This window comes from Planctobacterium sp. AWM4_229, assembly GCF_056160305.1.
The window spans coordinates 680826-701296 of sequence record NZ_JBSWWX010000002.1; the positions used below are offsets into that span (position 1 = coordinate 680826).

The 20471-nt window shown below is 45.3% G+C and carries 22 protein-coding genes; 4 read left to right on the top strand and 18 right to left on the bottom strand.

Annotation, left to right across the window (positions count from 1 at the left end; all coding sequences use genetic code 11):
• Positions 1-93 precede the first annotated feature (93 nt).
• Positions 94-1398 (bottom strand): MATE family efflux transporter, encoded by a 1305-nt coding sequence (locus ACXAGP_RS05995; RefSeq protein ID WP_475260171.1) that lies wholly within the window; start codon positions 1396-1398, stop codon positions 94-96.
• Positions 1399-1441: 43 nt separating this feature from the next.
• Here ACXAGP_RS05995 and ACXAGP_RS06000 point away from each other — a divergent pair, with 43 nt between their 5' ends.
• On the top strand, positions 1442-2482 hold the full coding sequence (locus ACXAGP_RS06000; protein WP_475260172.1) for a polysaccharide deacetylase family protein: 1041 nt from the start codon (positions 1442-1444) through the stop codon (positions 2480-2482).
• Here ACXAGP_RS06000 and ACXAGP_RS06005 read toward each other — a convergent pair.
• The 5 genes from ACXAGP_RS06005 to ACXAGP_RS06025 are packed head-to-tail and all read right to left on the bottom strand — an operon-like array spanning position 2479 to position 6274.
• Positions 2479-3114: an SCO family protein gene (locus tag ACXAGP_RS06005; RefSeq protein WP_475260173.1), complete on the bottom strand. Its 636-nt coding sequence runs from the start codon at positions 3112-3114 to the stop codon at positions 2479-2481. The genes ACXAGP_RS06000 and ACXAGP_RS06005 overlap by 4 nt on opposite strands.
• A complete protein-coding gene (gene cyoE, locus ACXAGP_RS06010) occupies positions 3111-4025 on the bottom strand; it encodes a heme o synthase (RefSeq protein WP_475260175.1) in 915 nt (304 codons plus the stop codon). Before cyoE ends, ACXAGP_RS06005 begins: the two co-directional genes overlap by 4 nt.
• A gap of 4 nt (positions 4026-4029) precedes the next feature.
• The gene (locus ACXAGP_RS06015) at positions 4030-5007 is read right to left on the bottom strand and encodes a COX15/CtaA family protein (RefSeq protein ID WP_475260176.1); all 978 of its coding nucleotides are present in this window, start codon (positions 5005-5007) and stop codon (positions 4030-4032) included.
• Positions 5008-5016: 9 nt separating this feature from the next.
• Positions 5017-5583, bottom strand: a complete 567-nt coding sequence (locus ACXAGP_RS06020) for a hypothetical protein (RefSeq protein WP_475260177.1) — start codon at positions 5581-5583, stop codon at positions 5017-5019.
• Positions 5558-6274 carry an SURF1 family protein gene (locus ACXAGP_RS06025; RefSeq protein WP_475260178.1) on the bottom strand — a complete coding sequence of 239 codons (717 nt, stop codon included), beginning with the start codon at positions 6272-6274 and terminating at the stop codon, positions 5558-5560. Before ACXAGP_RS06025 ends, ACXAGP_RS06020 begins: the two co-directional genes overlap by 26 nt.
• Positions 6275-6304: 30 nt before the next feature.
• Between ACXAGP_RS06025 and ACXAGP_RS06030 the strand changes: the two genes are divergently transcribed.
• Positions 6305-6514 (top strand): DUF2909 domain-containing protein, encoded by a 210-nt coding sequence (locus tag ACXAGP_RS06030; protein ID WP_475260179.1) that lies wholly within the window; start codon positions 6305-6307, stop codon positions 6512-6514.
• Between the two features lie 6 nt (positions 6515-6520).
• Here ACXAGP_RS06030 and ACXAGP_RS06035 read toward each other — a convergent pair whose 3' ends face one another.
• The 5 genes from ACXAGP_RS06035 to lexA form a co-directional block, all read right to left on the bottom strand.
• Positions 6521-7402, bottom strand: a complete 882-nt coding sequence (locus ACXAGP_RS06035; protein WP_475260180.1) for a cytochrome c oxidase subunit 3 — start codon at positions 7400-7402, stop codon at positions 6521-6523.
• Positions 7403-7412: 10 nt separating this feature from the next.
• On the bottom strand, positions 7413-7973 hold the full coding sequence (locus ACXAGP_RS06040) for a cytochrome c oxidase assembly protein (protein WP_475260181.1): 561 nt from the start codon (positions 7971-7973) through the stop codon (positions 7413-7415).
• 13 nt (positions 7974-7986) lie between these two features.
• Positions 7987-9585 (bottom strand): cytochrome c oxidase subunit I, encoded by a 1599-nt coding sequence (gene ctaD / locus ACXAGP_RS06045; RefSeq protein ID WP_475260182.1) that lies wholly within the window; start codon positions 9583-9585, stop codon positions 7987-7989.
• A 12-nt stretch (positions 9586-9597) separates the two neighbouring features.
• Complete coding sequence (gene coxB, locus ACXAGP_RS06050) at positions 9598-10713, bottom strand: cytochrome c oxidase subunit II (protein ID WP_475260253.1); 1116 nt, start codon at positions 10711-10713, stop codon at positions 9598-9600.
• 390 nt (positions 10714-11103) lie between these two features.
• Complete coding sequence (gene lexA, locus ACXAGP_RS06055) at positions 11104-11727, bottom strand: transcriptional repressor LexA (RefSeq protein ID WP_475260183.1); 624 nt, start codon at positions 11725-11727, stop codon at positions 11104-11106.
• Positions 11728-11885: 158 nt separating this feature from the next.
• Here lexA and plsB point away from each other — a divergent pair, with 158 nt between their 5' ends.
• Complete coding sequence (plsB, locus tag ACXAGP_RS06060; RefSeq protein WP_475260254.1) at positions 11886-14324, top strand: glycerol-3-phosphate 1-O-acyltransferase PlsB; 2439 nt, start codon at positions 11886-11888, stop codon at positions 14322-14324.
• A gap of 21 nt (positions 14325-14345) precedes the next feature.
• On the opposite strand, the gene ubiA is transcribed toward plsB, so the two are convergent.
• Entirely contained in the window at positions 14346-15215 is an 870-nt protein-coding gene (gene ubiA, locus ACXAGP_RS06065) for a 4-hydroxybenzoate octaprenyltransferase (protein ID WP_475260184.1), read from the bottom strand.
• A gap of 18 nt (positions 15216-15233) precedes the next feature.
• A complete protein-coding gene (locus ACXAGP_RS06070) occupies positions 15234-15806 on the bottom strand; it encodes a chorismate--pyruvate lyase family protein (protein WP_475260186.1) in 573 nt (190 codons plus the stop codon).
• 172 nt (positions 15807-15978) lie between these two features.
• Here ACXAGP_RS06070 and ACXAGP_RS06075 point away from each other — a divergent pair, with 172 nt between their 5' ends.
• Entirely contained in the window at positions 15979-16338 is a 360-nt protein-coding gene (locus ACXAGP_RS06075; protein ID WP_475260255.1) for a flagellar basal body-associated protein FliL, read from the top strand.
• A gap of 70 nt (positions 16339-16408) precedes the next feature.
• Here ACXAGP_RS06075 and ACXAGP_RS06080 read toward each other — a convergent pair whose 3' ends face one another.
• From ACXAGP_RS06080 to ACXAGP_RS06100, 5 genes are all read right to left on the bottom strand, one after another.
• Positions 16409-16891: a hypothetical protein gene (locus ACXAGP_RS06080; protein ID WP_475260187.1), complete on the bottom strand. Its 483-nt coding sequence runs from the start codon at positions 16889-16891 to the stop codon at positions 16409-16411.
• 121 nt (positions 16892-17012) lie between these two features.
• Positions 17013-17852, bottom strand: coding sequence for a rhomboid family intramembrane serine protease GlpG (gene glpG, locus ACXAGP_RS06085; RefSeq protein ID WP_475260188.1), 840 nt, complete (start codon positions 17850-17852; stop codon positions 17013-17015).
• A complete protein-coding gene (gene glpE, locus ACXAGP_RS06090) occupies positions 17852-18163 on the bottom strand; it encodes a thiosulfate sulfurtransferase GlpE (protein WP_475260190.1) in 312 nt (103 codons plus the stop codon). The genes glpG and glpE overlap by 1 nt, the downstream gene beginning before the upstream one ends.
• Positions 18164-18177: 14 nt before the next feature.
• Positions 18178-19200 (bottom strand): L-threonine 3-dehydrogenase, encoded by a 1023-nt coding sequence (gene tdh, locus ACXAGP_RS06095; RefSeq protein ID WP_475260191.1) that lies wholly within the window; start codon positions 19198-19200, stop codon positions 18178-18180.
• The gene (locus ACXAGP_RS06100) at positions 19200-20387 is read right to left on the bottom strand and encodes a glycine C-acetyltransferase (protein WP_475260193.1); all 1188 of its coding nucleotides are present in this window, start codon (positions 20385-20387) and stop codon (positions 19200-19202) included. Before ACXAGP_RS06100 ends, tdh begins: the two co-directional genes overlap by 1 nt.
• Positions 20388-20471 lie beyond the last annotated feature (84 nt).

Consider the following 20471-nt stretch of genomic DNA (forward strand, 5'->3'; position numbering starts at 1 on the left):
CACATCATTATTTCTGGCGCCTGATTCAAGTAAAGATCACCCTTCGGTTAGATGCAAACTGCTGCAAGTGGATTTTTGGCTCGACAAAGTCGCTCACGTAGTTTTTTGATGGTAAAGCCTGGAATAGAAATGGCCTCCCAACAAAACGCCTCTAGCCAATAAAAATAACAAAAAGCCTTGCCACAGAATGTCAGCATTTAGCGCCAGAAAATGCAAGCAATACCAAGTTATTGCTACACCAGCACTCAACAACATAGTGAGTAGCATAGCGCGAGCTTGAGTCAAACCGACATACCAACCATCGAATAAAAAACACCAATGAGCGATGAGAGGTAAGCAAACGATGTAAATTTTGAATTGCTGAATGTAACTCTGTACTTCGGTTATATCCGTTAACAGATGGGTAATGAATCTAAACCCCAGCGCAAACACCAGCGTGTAACAAATAGCGACTGCGCTGGAAATAAGCAAACTGACCTTAGTCCAGAGGCGAAACTTGCTCTTACTCTTTTTACCCGAAGCTTCGCCAATTAGCGCTTCTGCAGCGTAGGCCACCCCATCCAATCCGAGCGCAATTAGCACAAAAAACTGCATCAATACTGCGTTTGTCGCAGCGGTTAGCTGGCCTTGCTGTAATCCAAGATAGGTAAAAATCCCCAAAAAAATCTGCAAACACAGATTTCTGAAAAACACGTCTCGGTTTAATCTCAGTAAACGTTGTAAGGATTGTTTGGCAATGTGAAATCTGCGCCACCATTGGGCTTCAATGTTAGCGATAGCAAACAAACACATGAGCAAAACCAGGCATTCGCTCAGTGCTGTTGCGATGGCTACCCCAGCGGTATCCATCGTTAGCCCAATGGCGAGAAAGACACTCAGCAGCATATTCAACAGATTGGCAATAATCTGTATTTTCATCACATTTTTATGTTGTTGTCTGCCAAGCAGCCAGCCTATCAGCACCAGATTTACCAGCGAAACTGGCGCAACTGACATTCGAATAAAAAAGTAATCGTGAGCAACTGCAACCACCTGTGTATTGCTACCGGAAAAATACACCCCCATTTGAAACAGGAAGGGACTGAACAACCACAACAATAAGCCCAACAGCAAAGCCAATAAAACCCCATTACCCAGCACGGAGATGGATTCTTGCTTTTGTTCCGGGCCGCTGCTTTGGGCGCTAAGCCCTGTTACGGCCATGCGCAAAAAACCACAAACCCAAATAAGCTGGGTAATGATGATGCTGCCAAGAGCAACACCTGCGAGATAGTGGCTACCCGGCAAATGCCCTACAATAGCCGTGTCCACAAGCCCTACCAATGGCAAGAAAATATTGCTGATAATCATGGGAAAGGCCAAAGCAATGAAATGACGAGTTGCATGATAAAAAGTCAAACTGATACTCTTCTTCTGTATTGGATTTTAATTAGTGAGTTGTATGAGTGTATTAATCAGAGTATTTGCCATTGTTTTCTACTTCACCGCAGTTTCCCTGGCGCAGGCCAATAATAGCGCAACCATTCTGTTATACCATCACGTCAGCAGTGATACGCCCCCCTCGACCTCAATTTCCCCTGAAAAATTTGCAGAACACTTAGCCTATTTGAACGCCAACCATAACGTATTGTCATTACAAGAAATGATGGCGAAGATAAAAGCAAATGCCCCGCTACCTGACAAGGCTGTAGCCATAACGTTCGACGATGGCTTTCGCAATATCAAGGATAATGCGCATCCATTGCTGAAAGAAAGAGGCTTTCCCTACACTATTTTTATCAATCCTTCGGAGGTGGGAGTCAGCCCCAGTCATCTGGATTGGCAAGAACTAAAACACTTGTCCGAAGAAGGGGTGTTAATTGCAAATCATTATTGGGATCACCGCCACATGCTGGACAAGGCCAGAGAAGCTGACTGGCTGGTTCAAACCAAACAGCGCATATTGAATGCAGAAGCAGCACTAGAAAAAAACCTGGGGAGTTCACCAGGATTTTTTGCCTACCCCTTCGGTGAATACAATAAGGCTCTAAGCAAATTAATCGAAGAGCTTGGACTGATTGGGTTTGCTCAGCATTCAGGGGCTGTCGGGTATCAAACCAAACTGTCGGAGGTACCGCGCTTTCCTGCAGCAGGCATATACAGCAACCTCAATACCTTGAAGACCAAATTACAAACTCTGGCCATGCCAGTTGTATCCGCCGCCATAGAAAACCCGGTGTTTTACACGCCTCCAAAACTAGAGTATGCAATAACACTAGACACCAGTGATTTTAATAAAACTCTGCTAAGCTGCTATTTCCGCGGCGAGCGCATCAGCACCTTATGGCAAGAAGATACATTGTACGTGTCCAGTGATGTGACGCTTAAACCGGGACGCTCGCGAGTAAATTGCACAGCCCCCAGTAAAACTTATAAGGGCCGCTATTACTGGCACTCTCAGCCTTGGTTTGTGGCAACCTCGGAAGGAAAATTTTTAGACTAGTGGCTGCCGATTAGAATAGGTAGATCCGCCAATATCTGTTGACCGTCACTTATCGCCATTTCACCGGGCTGATAATTGGGCTTAAATCGCCCGATAAGATGAGCATCCGGATTGATGATAGCAATCGAGGCGCTGTGATCTACAAGGTAATCGGGTTTGTCAGTACTTTCGGCTATCGCGTATGCCATTCCCATGCTGCGCACTAGCGGAAAGAGTTGTTTGTGCTCAGCAGTAGCAGCAAAAAAATCTTCGTGAAAAAACTGAATGTACTCGTTAAGCCGTGGTACATCATCTCGGCCGGGGTCAACTGAAACGAACAGAATTCTGACTGGATATTGACTGCTGATAGCTTGTAATTCTGGATAAATTCGTTTGAGTTCCGCCAATGTGGTAGGGCAGATATCCGGGCACCAGGTATACCCTACAAAAACCAGTGTCCACTGATCTTTGAACCACGCAGGGGTAATCGTCGAACCATCATGAGCGTTCAATTCACTTTCATGCAATATACGCGGTACTGGGTACATTTGAGCATAAGCCGGGGTTTTCGGCGGAGCGACATTTAACGCTCCCCAAATGCCACCTATCAGTGCTAATACGGCGCAGATACCAATAAAAAGGTTTTGTTTCATATAACTATTTTAAAATAGTGATCCACTAACAACACAACAAATAGAATCATCAGATGCAGTATCGAAAACTTGAAGGTGTTCATGGCTGTTTGCTCATTGGCGGCAAACTTGAGTTTCCAAGCGTAAATCAAAAAGGCAATATTGAGTAAAGTCGCCCCTACGAGATATATCAATCCAGACATACCAACCAGATAGGGCATTAAGCATATCAATCCAAGCAATACGGTATAGCCGAGAACCGAGGTTTTGGTGAACTCTACACCGTGTGTTACTGGCAACATTGGCACTTCAGCTTTGGCGTAATCTTTTTCTCTATGTATGGCCAACGCCCAAAAATGAGGTGGTGTCCAGGTAAAGACAATAAGCACCAACAGTAACGCATTACCGTGGATCTCCCCTGTCATAGCGGTCCAACCAAGTAGCGGCGGCGCCGCTCCAGCCAAACCACCTATAACAATGTTTTGTGGCGTAGCACGCTTTAAGTACATAGTGTAAACGCAGGCATAGCCCACCAGGCTGGCAAAGGTCAATACAGCTGTCAGCGTGTTTACAAATAACTCTAAAATAAGATAACCAACGACACATAGAACCGCGGCAAACACCAAGGCACGTCCGGGGGAGACTTTGCCTTTTGGCACAGGACGGTTGTAAGTTCGTGCCATTTTGCCATCGATATTGCGATCCACAACGTGATTGATCACCGCTGCGGAGGAAGACAGCATGCCTATTCCAATCATACCAGCAACAAGCGGTTGAATCGGTAGTGCTCCTTCAACAGCCAAACACATGCCCACAAGCGCAGTTAGCAATAACAACAACACCACTTTAGGCTTGGTCATTTCATAATAATCACGCCAGGAAGCCCCCTGAAACGTTTGCGAAGAAGACCCGTTTTTTATTACTTTTTCCATAACATTACGCCTTTCTATACAGGGTGTAATTCAACAAGATTAGAGTCAAAAGCAGCAGAGCTGCGACGGCATTGTGTGCAACCGCGACGGCTACGGGCAAGCTAAACACGACGTTCGAAACACCCAAAGCAATCTGTACTCCTAATACAGATACCATCAACACTGATTGGTTTTTTACCCGGTCGGAAATTGCTGAGGTGTACAATCTGATACCCAACCAGCACAAATACAAGAAGGTAATGAGTGCACCAAATCGATGCACTATGTGCATGGTCATGCGCTCGTCGTAAGGATGCGCACCAAACTCATAATTGTCTGCTTCCGGCACACTAAAAGCACCAGAGAAGTTAAGATTTTCATACCAGTTGCCCTCACAAATGGGTAGCTCAGTACAAGCCAAAGCAGCATAGTTGGCAGAGGTCCAACCGCCAAGCGCAATCTGAATCACTAAAATGAATAAACCCAACGTCGCATATCGACCGAACTTACGTACTCTGGGATCGCCACCGGGAATTCGGTAGGGTTTCAAACGAAGGTGTAATAGAAACAGTAAAGAGAGTAAGGTAAAGCCACCCAACAAATGGCCCATCACCACCACTGGCAATAAGTTCATGGTCACAGTCCACATGCCTAATGCTGCCTGGAAGATAACCAATAACAATATAACAAAGGGCAGTTTAATGGGTGTTTGTTGCTGTCTGTTTTTGAGGGCACTTATGAATATGAATAAAATCAGCAATCCTAAAGTGCCTGCGAAATAACGGTGAATCATTTCGATCCAGGCTTTGCTGGCCTCTAGAGGACGCTCCGGGAAAGCAATCTCCGCTTTGGATATCGCCTCATCTGATTTAGGCACGACCATATGGCCATAACAACCCGGCCAGTCTGGACACCCCAACCCTGAATCAGTCAATCGGGTATATGCCCCCAAAATGATGACCACCAAAGCAAGAAAAATGCTGACCTTAACTAACGTTTTCATAAAACAGCTCTATCCGATACGCGAAAGCTTCAGGACCTTTCTTAGATCGGCAAGTATATCGCGGCTTTGCATTACCGCTTGTTGTTGTTCTTCACTGAGGGAATAACGCAAAATTACATTCCCCAGCGTATCTGCAATGAAAATACCACTAACAGACTGGTTTTTAAACACCTTATCAAGGTATGTTGAAGTTGTATTTATTAAAGCGAATGGCGTTTCACTGCTGAGCTTTTCTACCGCACCCACGTCACTCTTTGGCAGGACTAACAAGCTGGGGACCACCCGTTCTTGGGCTTTACCTGAGGCAACCCAAACCTGATTCAAACTGTAAAGGGCGTTTTCACATCGCGCATCACATTGCTGTGGCAACACATAAACAATACGCCACACGGGTTTGTCACCACGAAGAATATCCGCCATTTCAACCGCAGGTGACATGAGTTCACCTTTATTTGTCGCACCTTTATTAAACCAATCCCCCTGCAAAGCGAACCAAGCTAATACCACAGGTAAAAGAAATACCAATACAAAAATGACCAAGGTACTGCGATTATTTTGTTTTTTCTGTTCGCTCATCTTTCCATTTTTTCCTTAACGCAAAGCCGTAAATTAATAAACATGCCAACGCCAAGAGGAACCATTGAATAGCATAGGCTATGTGCTTCTCTGGGGACATAGTTACCGGTTTAAAATTGTTGCTCAACCCAAAAGCTTTTGAGTCCTCTACATAACCTAACATGGGAATGAGCGTTGTTTGCAATATCTCATTCAGCATTTTTAAGTCTGGTTGCTGCAATAGATGAGGCCACTGTTCTGGCACTCCAGATTGACGAACCAATTGGTTGTGCAAGGGCGCATACAAAACAATGTGAGTTTGTTGTATGACTTCAGGTAAACTCACTTCTGGCAAAGAGCGACGAAAATCCTGGTCCGGTACCCAACCAAAATTCACCAACAAAACTCCAGCATTGGTAGTCACCGGCGCCAACACTTCATAGCCCACGATCCCATCAAGTACTCTATTATCCCAATACAGTAAATGCTCCAGATCCACCTGACCAGTTAGTTTTACTCGCTTAAAGTCGTGCGCTCCACTTGTGGCCAGTGCCGATTGCACGCTATTGAAAACCACTTCTTCTTGCGTACTTTTTCGTTCAGCAATCAACTGCTTCTCTTGCGCTCTACTCAATTGCCAGAAACCCAATTTCAATAAGATGACAACCGCGACAAAACTGATTATGGTAGGGACTAAAGGCGGTTTTTTCATTACTGCTTAGCGACAAACCCGGAGTTATTTATGGCTGTTAAAATTATCGTGGCGTTACTGTTATTGTTTATGATTTACAATTTATTTAAAGCCATGATGATTATGCTTAAGAACGAACCTGGACAGGGCTCAATGACTAAATTTATTGGCAGAAGAGTGATGACCTCTGCCATCATAATTTTGCTACTGGTAATCGCGGTAGCAACGGGGATTATTACGCCTAATCCCCGGCCCTTTTAATTCTCATTATAGTATGTATACAAAGACGAACAAACATACCCATACAACATCAACAAAGTGCCAGTACCAGCTGGTCGCCTGGAAGGCAAATTGATTGTCATGAGAGAAATGCCCCATCATAACTCGGCCGAACATCACTATCAGCATAATGGTGCCTAATGTGACATGGAGTCCGTGGAATCCAGTAAGCATAAAGAAAGTATTGCCATAGATGCCTGAATCCAACGTCAGTCCCATTTCCTGGTATGCATGTACATACTCGACTACTTGCAAATACAGGAATGAACAACCCAGCAGGATGGTCACACCTAAAAACAGTTTTAACTTGCCGCGCTCTCCCTTCTCCAACGCCACATGAGCAAAATGCGCAGTAACAGAAGAAAATAACAGGATTAAGGTGTTATAGAGTGGCAATCCGGTCCAAGGCATTGCTTCTGTGGTCGTCCCGCCTGGTGTTTCAACCAAAGGCCACATGGCCTGGAAAGTGGGCCACAAGACTTCGTTAGTCATAGCGTTGTTGGACGCTCCGCCTAACCAAGGAACGGCAATTACTCTTGCGTAGAATAGTGCACCAAAGAAGGCAAAAAAGAACATCACCTCAGAAAAGATAAACCATGACATGCCCTGACGGTAAGAGCGACCCAATTGCGCGCTATGCATACCAGACATAGATTCATCAATCTGGTTTTTGAACCAGCCTACCAACATGAACAGTAAAACCAAAAAGCCGGCCAGCAGGATGAGCGAACCGCTGCCATCCGTACCGTTCTTCATTTCGATGACAAAGGTGCCAGCGCCATAGGCCATCAAAAACAGGGCAACGGCCCCCACAAATGGCCAAGGGCTTTGGTCGGGAACATAGTATTTTTCGTATTGTTGTTCGCTCATTTCATCTCCTTTAACCGCGATTCATGGCAATTTCTTGGCCACGTTCGGTTACGTCATACAAAGTATATTGCACTGTAAAAAATGTAATATTATCCGGTAGTGCTGGGTCCACATAAAAACGCATAGGCATAGTGATCTCAGCACCCGCTTTGAGTGGTTGCTGCTCAAAGCAAAAACACTCTGTTTTATTCAAATAAATAGCTGCAGGCCCAGGCGAGACAGATGGTACGGCTTGACCGACAATATCTCTTTGACTGGGATTGTGGGCATAAAAGTCTACCTGGTGCATTGCTCCCGGGTGCACTTCTACACGCCGCGTCTTAGTTTCAAATTCCCATGGCATACCTGTGTTAGTGCGAGTAATAAACTCCACGGTAACAAGACGACTCTCGTCCACTTCAATATTTTGGTATAGCGCGGCTTCGTTAGAGGTTTTTCCATTGATACCTGTTACGGCACAAAACACGTCATATAAAGGAACTAACGCAAAGCCAAAACCAAACATACCGAAAACAACGGCCACCAACTTAATGATGACCTTTTTGTTTTCTTGTTGTTTTTCAGAGTTCATTGTTAAAAATGACTTACTTTACAACCGGTGGCGTTTCAAAAGTGTGGTAAGGAGCCGGGCTCGGAACTTCCCACTCAAGACCTTCTGCGCCATCCCAAACTTGAGCCGTAACTGGCTCGCCTTGTTTGCGACACGCTTTGATTAGTAACGCCAGGAAAATCAGTTGTGAAAGCCCAAACGCAAAGCCCCCCACACTGATCCACTTGTTAAAATCAGCAAACTGCAACGCATAGTCTGGAATTCGACGAGGCATGCCTGCCAAACCCACAAAGTGCATAGGGAAGAACAGCACGTTTACTGAAATCAAAGAACACCAGAAGTGCCACTTGGCTAACGTCACGTCGTACATTTTCCCGGTCCACTTTGGCAGCCAATAATAGGTGGCAGCCATGATTGAAAACACTGCGCCAGTCACCAGAACGTAGTGGAAATGTGCTACCACAAAATACGTATCGTGATATTGGAAATCCACGGGGGTAATCGCCAGCATTAAACCTGACAAGCCACCTATGGTGAATAACACGATAAAGGCCAGGGCAAACATCATGGGGATTTCAAAGCTAATGGCGCCGCGCCACATGGTAGCAACCCAGTTAAATACCTTAACCCCGGTGGGTACCGATATCAGCATGGTGGCGAACATAAAGAACAGCTCGGCCCCTACCGGCATCCCAGTGGTAAACATGTGGTGAGCCCACACGATAAAGGACAATAGCGCGATAGAAGCTGTCGCATAAACCATCGAGGAATAGCCAAATAATTTCTTTCGGGAAAAGGTGGGCACTATCTGTGAGATTATGCCGAAGGCTGGCAAGATCATGATATAAACTTCCGGATGTCCAAAGAACCAGAAGATGTGCTGGAACATCACCGGATCACCACCGCCAGCCGCATCAAAGAAGCTGGTACCAAAGAACTTATCGGTTAACACCATAGTTACCGCGCCCGCCAGCACTGGCATAACCGCTATCAATAAGAATGCGGTAATTAGCCAGGTCCAAACAAACAAGGGCATTTTCATTAATGTCATGCCAGGGGCACGCATGTTTAAAATGGTGACGATAACGTTAATCGCCCCCATGATGGAACTGGCGCCCATAATGTGAACAGAGAATACAAACAGTGCTGTAGAGTCATTACTGTAGGTTGTGGATAGTGGCGCGTAGAAGGTCCAACCAAAAGAGGGACCACCACCTTCCATGAACAAAGACATCAGCAATATCAGGAAAGCAAAAGGTAAAATCCAGAAGCTCCAGTTGTTCATTCTTGGCAGTGCCATGTCCGGTGCACCAATCATCAAGGGCACCATCCAGTTAGCGAGGCCGGTAAATGCTGGCATTACAGCACCGAATACCATAATCAAGCCATGCACTGTGGTCATCTGATTGAAGAAGTTAGGATCGACAATCTGTAATCCAGGCTGGAATAACTCTGCCCGGATCACCATGGCCATAGCCCCGCCGATTAAAAACATAATAAATGCAAACCAAAGATATAAGGTGCCGATATCTTTGTGGTTTGTGGTGTACAACCAGCGTTTTATGCCCGTTGGTTTATGATCGTGGTGATCATGGTGCTCGTCGTGATGGATATCGTCTGTCACTGTACTCATCTCAACTTCCCCTTATTGTCCGTTCAATACGGCGTTAACGTCTTTAGCTTGCACTGATTCACCAGTGTCATTGCCCCATGCGTTACGCTCGTAGGTAATTACTGCTGCTAGTTCTTTCATCGAAAGTTGTTTTCCGTAAGCCTGCATGGCCGTACCTGCTACGCCATTAACCACAACTTCAATATGTTTTTGCATGTCGTTTATGGCAATGTCGCTGCCTTTCAAAGCAGGAAATACGCCAGGTAAACCTTCACCATTAGGCATGTGACAAGCAGCACAGTTGGTAACGTATACTCGCTCACCAACACTCATTAACTCATCCATATCCATATTCATCGCCAGCAGCTTTTGCTCTTCTTCTTTGGCTTTGCGTTGTATTTCTTCTTGCTCTTCGATCCAGGCAGCATAATCAGCAGGCTCCTTAGCAATAACCACAACAGGCATGAAACCGTGATCTTTTCCGCAAAGTTCAGCACATTGACCGCGATAGATTCCGGGCTTATCAACTCGTGTCCAGGCTTCATTGATAAAACCAGGGTTGGCGTCTTTCTTAACAGCAAAATCCGGAACCCACCAGGAATGAATAACGTCGTCTGAGGTGATCAGAAAACGGACCTTTTGATTAGTAGGAATAACCAAAGGGCGATCAACTTCCAACAGGTAATTGATATTCTTTTCCAGCTTGTTATTGATTTGCTCTGGTTGGGTGGCAAGTAGAGAAAAGAATTCAACGTCGTTATCCATGTATTTGTAATGCCACTTCCATTGAGAGCCGGTAACTAACACTGTCACATCAGGAGATGACACATCTTCCATCGCGATCAGTGTTTTAGTGGCGGGGATAGCCATACCGATAAGAATAAGAAAAGGAACCACTGTCCAGGCAATTTCAACCTTAACACTTTCGTGAAATGTTGCTGGCTTCACCCCTTTGGACTTGCGATGAAAGATAGTAGCCCAAAGCATAACGCCGAATACCAACACCCCGATGATCACACAGATCCAGAATATGATCATATGCAATTCGTAAACCTGCTGACTTATCTCAGTCACACCCGGTCTCAAATTCAGCTGATATTGGTCCGGCTGCGGATTAGAAGCGGCAAATGATGCGCAACTAAGCAACAATCCCCAAAAACCTATTAAAATTCTGCTCACCTGTGTGTTCCTCCTTTCCTGTCCGTTGCTTTATTTTTGGTCATTAGCACAACGGAAATCGCACCATAAGTTACGATTTTGAAACATATTTGTTATTACTATGTTAAAAACCGAATGATATGTAAACAATTTTCGAAGATAAAAAACATTTAGACGGCTAAAAAAGACGCTTTTTTAACCAGCTGATGTGTCAAAAATAGACCCGAATAGGAAAAAAGGAAATTAATTCGCTATTTTTTGTGCAAATTTTTGTCTGGGTGAATAAATGTGGCCGTACCACAGATACAAAAAAGCCCATTAATCAATGGGCTATCAAGAAAAGGCAAATTAATCAGGTAAAACAGTACGTCTCGAAGTTATTTACATCCAAGCGTTGTTTCGGATGATTCCAACAGCTATACCTTCAATATTTAAAGGTTGCGAGTTCAAATCCACCTTAATAGGAGCAAAATCACTGTTCTCTGCGTGAAGTAACACTTCAGATCCCGACTTTTCAAAACGTTTCACAGTTACATCGTCTTCTACTCGCGCCACCACTACTTGACCATTTCGCGCTTGGTTGGTGCGATGCACTGCCAACAAGTCCCCATCCATAATGCCGATGTCTTTCATGCTTTCGCCATCGACTCGCAATAAATAATGGGCTTCCGGCTGAAACATATTTGCAGCCACCTGGTAATGACTCTCAATATGCTCTTGAGCCAAAATGGGCTCACCTGCTGCCACCTTACCAATTAACGGCAAGCCATCATCTTCGGCAGGCTCATCTAACTGCCCCACAAGACGGATCCCTCTGGAGGTACCCGGTAGAATCTCTATAACCCCTTTACGAGCCAATGCTTTGAGGTGCTCTTCTGCTGCATTAGCGCTTTTAAAGCCAAGCTGCCTCGCAATCTCTGCTCTGGTTGGCGGCATACCAGTATCGGCGATGGTATCTTTAATAAGAGTAAGAACTTGTTCTTGACGCAATGTAAGTGGGCGCATAACAAACCTGTTTTTTCGTACAGTGTAACTGGCAGTATATACAGTCAAGCCATAAACTCAACATAATTTGCTGATTTTCTTGGATTTATAGAGTTACAAGAGCCAAAGCTGCCAGGCCGTGCTATGATCGGTGCAGTTTTAATTATTTTTTATTGATGATGGCCTGGTATCAAAACCTCTTTTTTAACCTTGTTAAATACCCGACCCGTTGGTTAGTAAAAACCAGCAACATCCCCGCAAACATAGAAAGCGAGCTGGGGATCGACAAACATCGTCCGATTATTTACTTGTTGCGCACTAATTCCCTGACCGACAGAGTGGCGCTTGAAATTTCCACCAAAATGCTGGATTTACCCGCCCCGGACAAACAATTAAAAATTGGTTCTAAAAAGCTAGCCAGCTGCTTATTTTTACAAGAACCAGAATCATTGCTTTCCAAAAAAACCAAGCATACTGATATCAATAAAAGCTTCACCCGCTTGTTCAAAATGCACCGCAATGATGAAGAACTGGATCTGCAAATTGTGCCTGTGTCTATCTTCTGGGGACGAGCACCCGGCAAAGAAACAAGAGGCTGGGCAGAGTTACTTGCCGATCGAGCTTCACCTTCCTGGTTACGCAAGTTTTTTATCGTGCTATTCCTGGGCAGAGATAATTTTGCCTATTACAGCCCAGCGGTATCCAGTAAAAAAATGGCCACCACGCACGGCACCGATTCAGAAATAGCCCATAAGCTAATCCGACTGGCCAGAACTCATTTTTATCGCCGGCAGCAAAGCATGAACGGTCCGATGCTGATGGATAGGCATCAGTTGTTTAACAGTATCTTAGGCTCTGCATCGGTAAAACGTGCTATGGCATTAGAAGCCAAAAATTCTCCAGCGGAGCTTGCAAAAGCTCGCGCCCGGGCCAAAAGCTACATTTCAGAAATTGCCGCCGATTATCGCGAGGGCGTTATACGCTTAGGCGACCGCTTGCTGGGTCGTGTCTGGAATAAAATCTACAACGGTATTGAAGTGAAAAATGCCGATAAGGTTCGCGAGCTTGCGCAAAACGGCCACGAAATAATTTATGTTCCCTGCCACAGAAGTCATATGGATTACCTGTTACTCACCTACGTTATTTATCACGAAGGCTTGGTCACACCCCATATCGCCGCGGGTATTAATCTCAACTTCTGGCCCATCGGTGGGTTATTCAGACGCGGCGGTGCCTTTTTCATCCGCCGCTCTTTTGCCGGTAACAAGCTCTACACAGCGGTATTTCGTGAATACCTGGAGCAGCTATTTAACAAAGGTTATTCCGTTAAATTCTACGCTGAGGGTGGCCGCAGCAGAACCGGTCGATTGCTTCCGCCAAAAACAGGGATGTTAGCCATGACCATTCAGGCAATGGTGAAAGGCGTTAAACGCCCGGTGAGTATCGTACCGGTATACATTGGTTACGAGCATGTCATGGAGGTAAAAAGTTACCTCAAAGAGCTCAGAGGTAAGAACAAAGAGAAAGAATCCTTTCTCGGGGTGTTTTCCGCGATTCGCAAGCTAAAAAATTATGGCTACGGTTTTTTGAATTTTGGCGACCCAATCCACCTGAGCCAGTACCTGGATGTGAAAACGCCAGAGTGGCGCCAGGATCAAGCTACCATTGATGACAAAAAGCCCGCTTGGTTAACCCCCACAGTTAATAGCTTAAGTCACAATATCAATGAACGCATTAACCAAGCGTCGGCTGTCAGCGGAATGGCTCTGGCGTCCTTGTGTTTATTGGCCGCAGAAAAACGCGCAATGAGTCGAGAGGAACTATTACAAGTGATGGAGAGCTATCTGGGCTTGTTACGTCAATGTCCCTTTAGTGAACAGAGTAGTTTTCCACAGGTCAGTGCCGAAAAATTACTGGAAAACACCTTGCGCCTGGAAAAATTCGACGTCACTGAAGACAGCTTTGGTGAAATCATTTCCATTGAACGCAACAATGCCATTATTCTGACCTATTACCGCAACAACATTTTACACATGTTTTGTATACCCGGTTTAATTGCTGCCATTGTAATAGCGCATGGAGAATGCCATCGTGAGCAATTGCTCACCTTAGTCGGCCGCATCTACCCGTTGCTCAAGAAAGAGCTATTCATCTATATGAGCGAAGAACAGGCAATGGCGTACACCGACAGTCTGATTGACGGAATGGTGGCCCAAGGTATGTTAATCAATAATGAGGATACATTAACACCTGCCGAAACCAATAGTGTGCAGTTTTACAGCCTGTGGTTGCTAAAATCCGTGATCCAGGAAACCTTGCAGCGTTACGCATTAGTGCTCAATCAATTGGAACAACTGGGCACAACCTCGCGCGGAGCTCTGGAAAAACGCAGTCGTCAGGTGGCAGAGCGCATGTCGACACTACAAGGAATTAGCGCACCAGAGTTTTACGATAAAAATGTGCTGGCCACGTTTATTGCGGCAGCAAGAGAATATGAAATTTGGGAAGCAAATGAAGAGGGATTATTGTTGCATTCAGACAAAAGCCGGGAGCTGCAAAATTTGTTGTTTAGCTTAGTTTCCCCGGAGTTTGTAAAGCGCTTACAACAAATCAAATAACCCGCTGTTTAATCTGGCATTTTAAAGGGGGAGAAGAAACTCCCCCAGCAAACCTAAAGTGATCACCATTCCCACCTTGTTATTGTGTAAAAAAGCCCGAAAACAAGCTTCCCTTTGCCTCTCTACGATCATTTTTTGTTGCTGAACAAACATCACAGCCGAAATAGCAAGCCCACCGTAAGCAAACCAACCCAGCTGCAGGTGCTGATAGACAACAAATAAAGACAACAAACTAAGTAGTTGCAATAGCCCGATAATCAATTTATCAAATTTTCCAAATAGTATCGCCGTTGACTTTACACCGATGCGCAGATCATCGTCCCTGTCTACCATGGCGTACACGGTATCGTATGCAACAGTCCATAAAAGATTGGCCAGATAAACTCCCCACAACCACCAAGGTAATTCTTCTCTGATAGCCATAAACGCCATCGGGATACCAAAGCTAAATGCCATACCCAATACGAACTGAGGTAAATAGGTATATCGCTTCATGAAGGGATAACAAAACGCCAATGCCAGAGCCACAAATGACAGCATTACCGTTTGCCAATTCAAGGTTAAGACCAGCAAAAAAGCGACAACCACCAGCAGGAGAAATAAGCCCAGAGCTTCCTTGGTGGAAACCTCACCACTGACTATTGGACGGGCTTGCGTACGCTCCACATGGCCATCAATTTTTCGATCAGCAAAATCATTAATCACACACCCTGCGGCACGCATCAACAAAGTCCCCGCGAAAAATACTAAAATGATATGCCATGAGGGTAACCCTTGTGCAGCAAGTAACAATCCCCAAGCTGTAGGCCACAGCAATAACCAGCTTCCAATGGGTTTATCTGCGCGCATTAAGCGCCAATATGCATTCCATTTAGCCTGATGACTAGGCATTAGTGATTCTCTTCATGTTCAAGGATTGTAAGAATAAGCAGGGCTATCAGGTAAAAATATCTCGGCCACCATAATATGGTGTTGTTTAAAACGAAACAAAGAACGTCTACCCCAAAGAGAGAACCCGGCCCGAATGGCAAGACTTGCTTGCGTTGCTCCCGCCACCGGACATTCCACTAACTGAAAACCCAAGCGCTCAAATCGGTCATCATTGAAGATAATTTTACCCAATGGTTGATTACCCAGTTGGGTTAGTTCTGCCATTTCCTGCTGTAAAAAATCGCAAGGTAACAACGACCTGGCAAACACCCAATGCTGATCATTGCCTTTGAGAATTACTTCTCTTACTTGAGTACTTTGTGCTGGCACATCAAATTGACCGTAAAGGTAGTGAGTTTCATCTTGTGAAATATCATTAACGCTTTGGCTTAACACCTCAACCGTAAAACGCAAACACTGTGATTGCAGCCGTTCAGTTAAAGATCCGGTATTTAACAGCCAGTTACGCAGCAGAGGATCTTGAGGACATAAACGCTCAGGAGATAGCCAAGGCTCTTTGATCGGCCCGATATTCAGCAGACTTTCAGTCAAAATTCATTCTATTTGATTAGATTATGTAAAATAATAACAATTACGGGATTTAGACAAAAGCGTAAGCGTAATATAATCTACAGTTATCTGATTCAGTATCACTCTGTTTATTATTGGTTTTTTGGTAGCAATTATGAAAATGAAATTGTTGGGTTTTGCCTTTTTGGCCAGTATGTTGCTCTCCAGTCCCGGCGCCCTCGCCCGTGACACCGCCTATTTTGGCCTTGAGCCAGACATTGTTACCAATTACATCAGCTCTAACAGTAGCAAAATCGGCTATGTCAGAGTCACGATAGAATTAATGCTGGACTCTTCAAAGCACCTTGAAGCAGCGGAACATCACGCACCGCTATTGCGCGCCACCACAATAGACATCTTTGGCCGTCAATCTGAAGAGCAAGTGAAATCACTGACAGGAAGAGAGGATATCCGCCGTGCCTGTCTGGATGAATTGCGCAAGTTAATGAAAGCCGAAACCGGCTCAGAAATGATTAAAGACGTGATTTTCACCAAATATCTTTATCAAGGTTAAATCACTGCTCTGGCTCCGCCTGAACACTCTTTGTTCAGGCAGATAACCCGATTTCCGGCTATACTGAAGCTCAGTAAACTGCTGCCAGTGTCGGGGATGTTTTAACATCTAAGCCCTCAGTAGACATTTCAGAGGTCGGGAAAACAACAAACTGCGTAGCAGCGTATTTGTCCAAACCCCTGGTCAACTCATCCGCATAACAATTCTCACACTCAATTTTGAAATAGAGCTTTTTACCTGCAGGCACTTTTTCCAATCTGATGAAAATCAATTTTTCACCATCAGCTTTGTATTTCACACTATCTGCATTAACGACCGATTCGAAATAAGGATCTTCGGCAAACTGCCAATTGACTTGCCAATATTCCGCGTCGCTATCCGGGATAATATTCCTTAGAACCGACACAAAGTCGTCCAGGGGCGCAGTTGGAATGGGGTAATCGCCAGTCAAATGATCTTGTTTTGCACTCACAAAGTGAGGAAAACCCATTGCTGAAACGCCTAGAACAGCGCCCCCAGCCTGGAGAAAGTTACGTCGAGTAAGGTGATTCATAAGCACTCCTGATTGCATAAAGTTATCGCGAGAAACCAAACGAGTTTGAATCATATAGAAATGTGGAAAAAATTACACCAATTAATTGTGGATAAAAATTTGAAATATTTAAAGCCGCAGCTTACACCTTGGTAAAAACTCTACTGGCCAGCAATGCCAGCAAACAACCACTAACCAAGCCCGTTAAATGAGCGGTGTTCGCCATGTTTATCCAAAGCACGTCTGCAAATCCTATCACCAGCCACAGCAGCATAAAGCCCAACAAAGGTTTCGATAAACTCAAGCCCCATTGCGGACGCAGCCAACCACACCACCATACAAAGCCGAATAAGCCATACACCACACCACTTAAACCTCCAAAACCAGGGCCAGAAACCAAAAATTGGGCATAGTTAGACAGCAAGCCTGTCGCCAAATAGAGCAAGATAAGGCCACTGGCTCCAAATTTAGCTTCAATGTCTTTTCCCAGCGTCCACCACCAGGCCAAATTAAAAATCAAATGCAGGGCAGAAAAATGCATCAAAGTGGGAGTAAGTAGCCTCCAATACTCACCACTGTTGGCAACCTCTGACCATGGCACAAAATAGAGATGGTCAAACAATTGCACCTGGCCAAACAGAAACACCACAGTGTGGATCGCTAATGCAACAAGTAGTACTAATGCACTAACAGGGGCATTGCCCAGTGAATTAATTACCTTAGTCAGCGATAAACCAGTACCAGGGCCGATTAAAGAAACAGGTTCGGAATTCTGCCAGGCAATTTGTTGAAACTCCCGTGCATTGGGATTTTGCAAAAATTGCTGCAATATCTCGCGCGCGATCTGAAAATCGGCTTCATTATTTAGTATTACCTGATACTGCTGTGTTTCTTCGTAACAATGGCATTCGATTCCCTTGCCCTGTAGGTAAGCCACCAGCGTACTGGCAGGCCCCTTTTGTGGAAACGCCACCAACAGCATTATTCTGTATCAGCCCCGGAATTGCGCCACGCCTCAAAGCCGCCATCCATGCTATAAACATCAGTAAAACCTTGAGCAACAAAATACTGAGCCGCTTGTTGGCTACTAATCCCGTGATAACAACAGATCACAACAGGGGTATCTACGGGTGTTTCGGTAATTTCTTGCTGTATATTGTCATTGGTCAGGCGTGCAGCACCGGGTATATGCCCGGCGGCAAAACTGCCAGGATCGCGAATATCGTAAACTGTCGCTCCCTGCTCTAACAACTTGAGGGTGCCCGCTACATCGATGTGTTTAAAGCTTTCCATTTAAGCCATTGCTCCTACCAATTCAACAGCACTTTGCCCGACTGGCCGGAAGCCATCACTTCAAAGCCCTGTTGGAAGTCATCTATCTTAAATTGATGAGTAATCATAGGTTCGAGATTGAGTCCCGATTGGATCAAACTGGCCATCTTGTACCAGGTTTCAAACATTTCCCGACCGTAAATGCCTTTGATCACAAGGCCTTTAAAAATCACCTGATTCCAGTCAATGGCCATGTCTGATGGCGGAATGCCCAGCAGGGATATTTTCCCCCCGTGATTCATATTGTTGAGCATATCGCGGAACGCCATAGGGACGCCGGACATCTCCAGGCCAACATCGAAACCTTCTGTCATTCCCAATTCACGCATCACATCTTTGAGGGATTCCGATGCCACATTAACCGCGCGAGTCGCGCCCATTGTTCGAGCCAATTCAAGTCGATACTCATTTACATCGGTGATCACCACATTCCGGGCACCTACGTGTTTGGCTACGGCAGCGGCCATAATACCAATTGGCCCCGCGCCTGTAATAAGCACATCTTCACCCACCAGGTCAAAAGATAACGCTGTGTGAACGGCATTGCCAAAGGGATCAAAAATCGCGGCCAGATCATCGCTGATGTTGTCGGGAATTTTAAACGCGTTAAATGCAGGTATCACCAGGTATTCGGCAAAAGAGCCGGGGCGGTCAACACCAACACCATAGGTATTGCGACATAAATGACGACGTCCAGCACGACAATTGCGGCAATGACCACAAGTAATATGTCCTTCACCTGACACCCTGTCACCCTTTTTAAAGCCGGCGACTTCACTGCCCATGTCCACGACTTCGCCGACGTATTCATGACCCACCACCATGGGTACTGGAATGGTTTTTTGCGCCCATTCGTCCCAATGGTAAATATGCATGTCAGTACCGCAGATCGCAGATTTACGGATTTTTATGAGTAAGTCGTTGTGCCCCATCTCAGGCTTTTCGGCATCCACCATCCAGATGCCTTTTTCCGAATGCAGTTTAGATAAGGCTTTCATCAGATAACTCCCAACTCTTTACCCGTGCTGATAAAGGCATCAATCGCTTTATCCAGTTGTGCTTTAGAGTGAGCTGAAGACATTTGGGTGCGAATGCGCGCCTGGCCTTTGGGCACCACAGGAAAAGAAAATCCCACTACATAGATACCTTTTTGCAGCATCTTATCAGCCATTTCAGAAGCGAGTTTGGCATCACCGATCATCACCGGAATAATAGCGTGATCAGCACCAGCTAAAGTAAAGCCTGCAGCCGACATCTTTTCTCTGAAATACTGGCTGTTTTCCACCAGCTTAGCGCGTAGTTCATTGCCTTCCTGCAACATATCGATAACGCGAATAGAAGCGGCCACAATAGAGGGAGCTAGAGAATTAGAAAACAAATAAGGTCGAGAGCGTTGACGCAGCCAGTCAATCACCTCTTTTTTGCCAGAAGTGTAACCGCCAGAAGCACCACCAAGGGCTTTACCCAAGGTGCCAGTGATGATATCAACGCGCCCCATCACGTCACAATGCTCGTGACTACCTCGACCATTTTCGCCCACAAATCCCACGGCGTGAGAGTCATCCACCATCACCATGGCGCCATATTTGTCAGCTAAATCACATACACCTTTGAGATTGGCGATTATGCCATCCATGGAAAAAACGCCGTCAGTGGCGATAAGCTTAAAACGCGCTCCCTGTTCTGTCGCTTCCTGCAATTTGGCTTCCAGGTCAGCCATGTCGTTATTGGCATAGCGAAAACGCTTGGCCTTACACAAGCGCACACCATCGATAATACTGGCGTGATTGAGCGCGTCAGAAATAATGGCGTCTTCGGGACCTAAAATGGTTTCAAATAACCCTGCGTTGGCATCAAAACAGGAAGAATACAAAATCGTATCTTCCATACCTAAGAATTCAGCGATTTTGCCTTCCAGTACCTTGTGATTATCTTGGGTACCACAAATAAAACGCACAGAAGCCATACCAAAACCATGGCTGTCCAAGCCACTTTTCGCAGCTTCGATTAGTTCCGGATGATTGGCTAATCCGAGGTAATTGTTGGCGCAGAAGTTCAGCACCTGGTCTCCTGTAGAGACGCTGACATCGGCGTCCTGCTGAGAAGTGATAATGCGTTCAGACTTATAAAGCCCTTCTTCTTTCAGATTTGCCAGTTCGTTTTGTAGATGTTCTATCATGCTCATTCGTAGGCCTGCGTTAAATTGTTTATTTCTTTTATAATTTCTGATTATTTTAATTGATTCCGAGGCAATAGTAACTGACTCAAC

Coding starts and splice junctions, on each gene's coding strand:
- ctaD (WP_475260182.1), bottom strand. CDS start 9,585: ATGAGTACAGTGACAGACGATATCCATCACGACGAGCACCATGATCAC.
- tdh (WP_475260191.1), bottom strand. CDS start 19,200: ATGAAAGCCTTATCTAAACTGCATTCGGAAAAAGGCATCTGGATGGTG.
- ACXAGP_RS06020 (WP_475260177.1), bottom strand. CDS start 5,583: ATGAGCGAACAGAAAAAACAAAATAATCGCAGTACCTTGGTCATTTTT.
- ACXAGP_RS06025 (WP_475260178.1), bottom strand. CDS start 6,274: ATGAAAAAACCGCCTTTAGTCCCTACCATAATCAGTTTTGTCGCGGTT.
- ACXAGP_RS06015 (WP_475260176.1), bottom strand. CDS start 5,007: ATGAAAACGTTAGTTAAGGTCAGCATTTTTCTTGCTTTGGTGGTCATC.
- glpE (WP_475260190.1), bottom strand. CDS start 18,163: ATGGAAAGCTTTAAACACATCGATGTAGCGGGCACCCTCAAGTTGTTA.
- lexA (WP_475260183.1), bottom strand. CDS start 11,727: ATGCGCCCACTTACATTGCGTCAAGAACAAGTTCTTACTCTTATTAAA.
- ACXAGP_RS06100 (WP_475260193.1), bottom strand. CDS start 20,387: ATGAGCATGATAGAACATCTACAAAACGAACTGGCAAATCTGAAAGAA.
- ACXAGP_RS06000 (WP_475260172.1), top strand. CDS start 1,442: ATGAGTGTATTAATCAGAGTATTTGCCATTGTTTTCTACTTCACCGCA.
- ACXAGP_RS06040 (WP_475260181.1), bottom strand. CDS start 7,973: ATGAACTCTGAAAAACAACAAGAAAACAAAAAGGTCATCATTAAGTTG.
- plsB (WP_475260254.1), top strand. CDS start 11,886: ATGGCCTGGTATCAAAACCTCTTTTTTAACCTTGTTAAATACCCGACC.
- cyoE (WP_475260175.1), bottom strand. CDS start 4,025: ATGGAAAAAGTAATAAAAAACGGGTCTTCTTCGCAAACGTTTCAGGGG.
- ACXAGP_RS06035 (WP_475260180.1), bottom strand. CDS start 7,402: ATGAGCGAACAACAATACGAAAAATACTATGTTCCCGACCAAAGCCCT.
- ACXAGP_RS06075 (WP_475260255.1), top strand. CDS start 15,979: ATGTTGCTCTCCAGTCCCGGCGCCCTCGCCCGTGACACCGCCTATTTT.
- ACXAGP_RS06005 (WP_475260173.1), bottom strand. CDS start 3,114: ATGAAACAAAACCTTTTTATTGGTATCTGCGCCGTATTAGCACTGATA.
- glpG (WP_475260188.1), bottom strand. CDS start 17,852: ATGCTGTTGGTGGCGTTTCCACAAAAGGGGCCTGCCAGTACGCTGGTG.
- ACXAGP_RS06030 (WP_475260179.1), top strand. CDS start 6,305: ATGGCTGTTAAAATTATCGTGGCGTTACTGTTATTGTTTATGATTTAC.
- ACXAGP_RS06080 (WP_475260187.1), bottom strand. CDS start 16,891: ATGAATCACCTTACTCGACGTAACTTTCTCCAGGCTGGGGGCGCTGTT.
- ubiA (WP_475260184.1), bottom strand. CDS start 15,215: ATGCCTAGTCATCAGGCTAAATGGAATGCATATTGGCGCTTAATGCGC.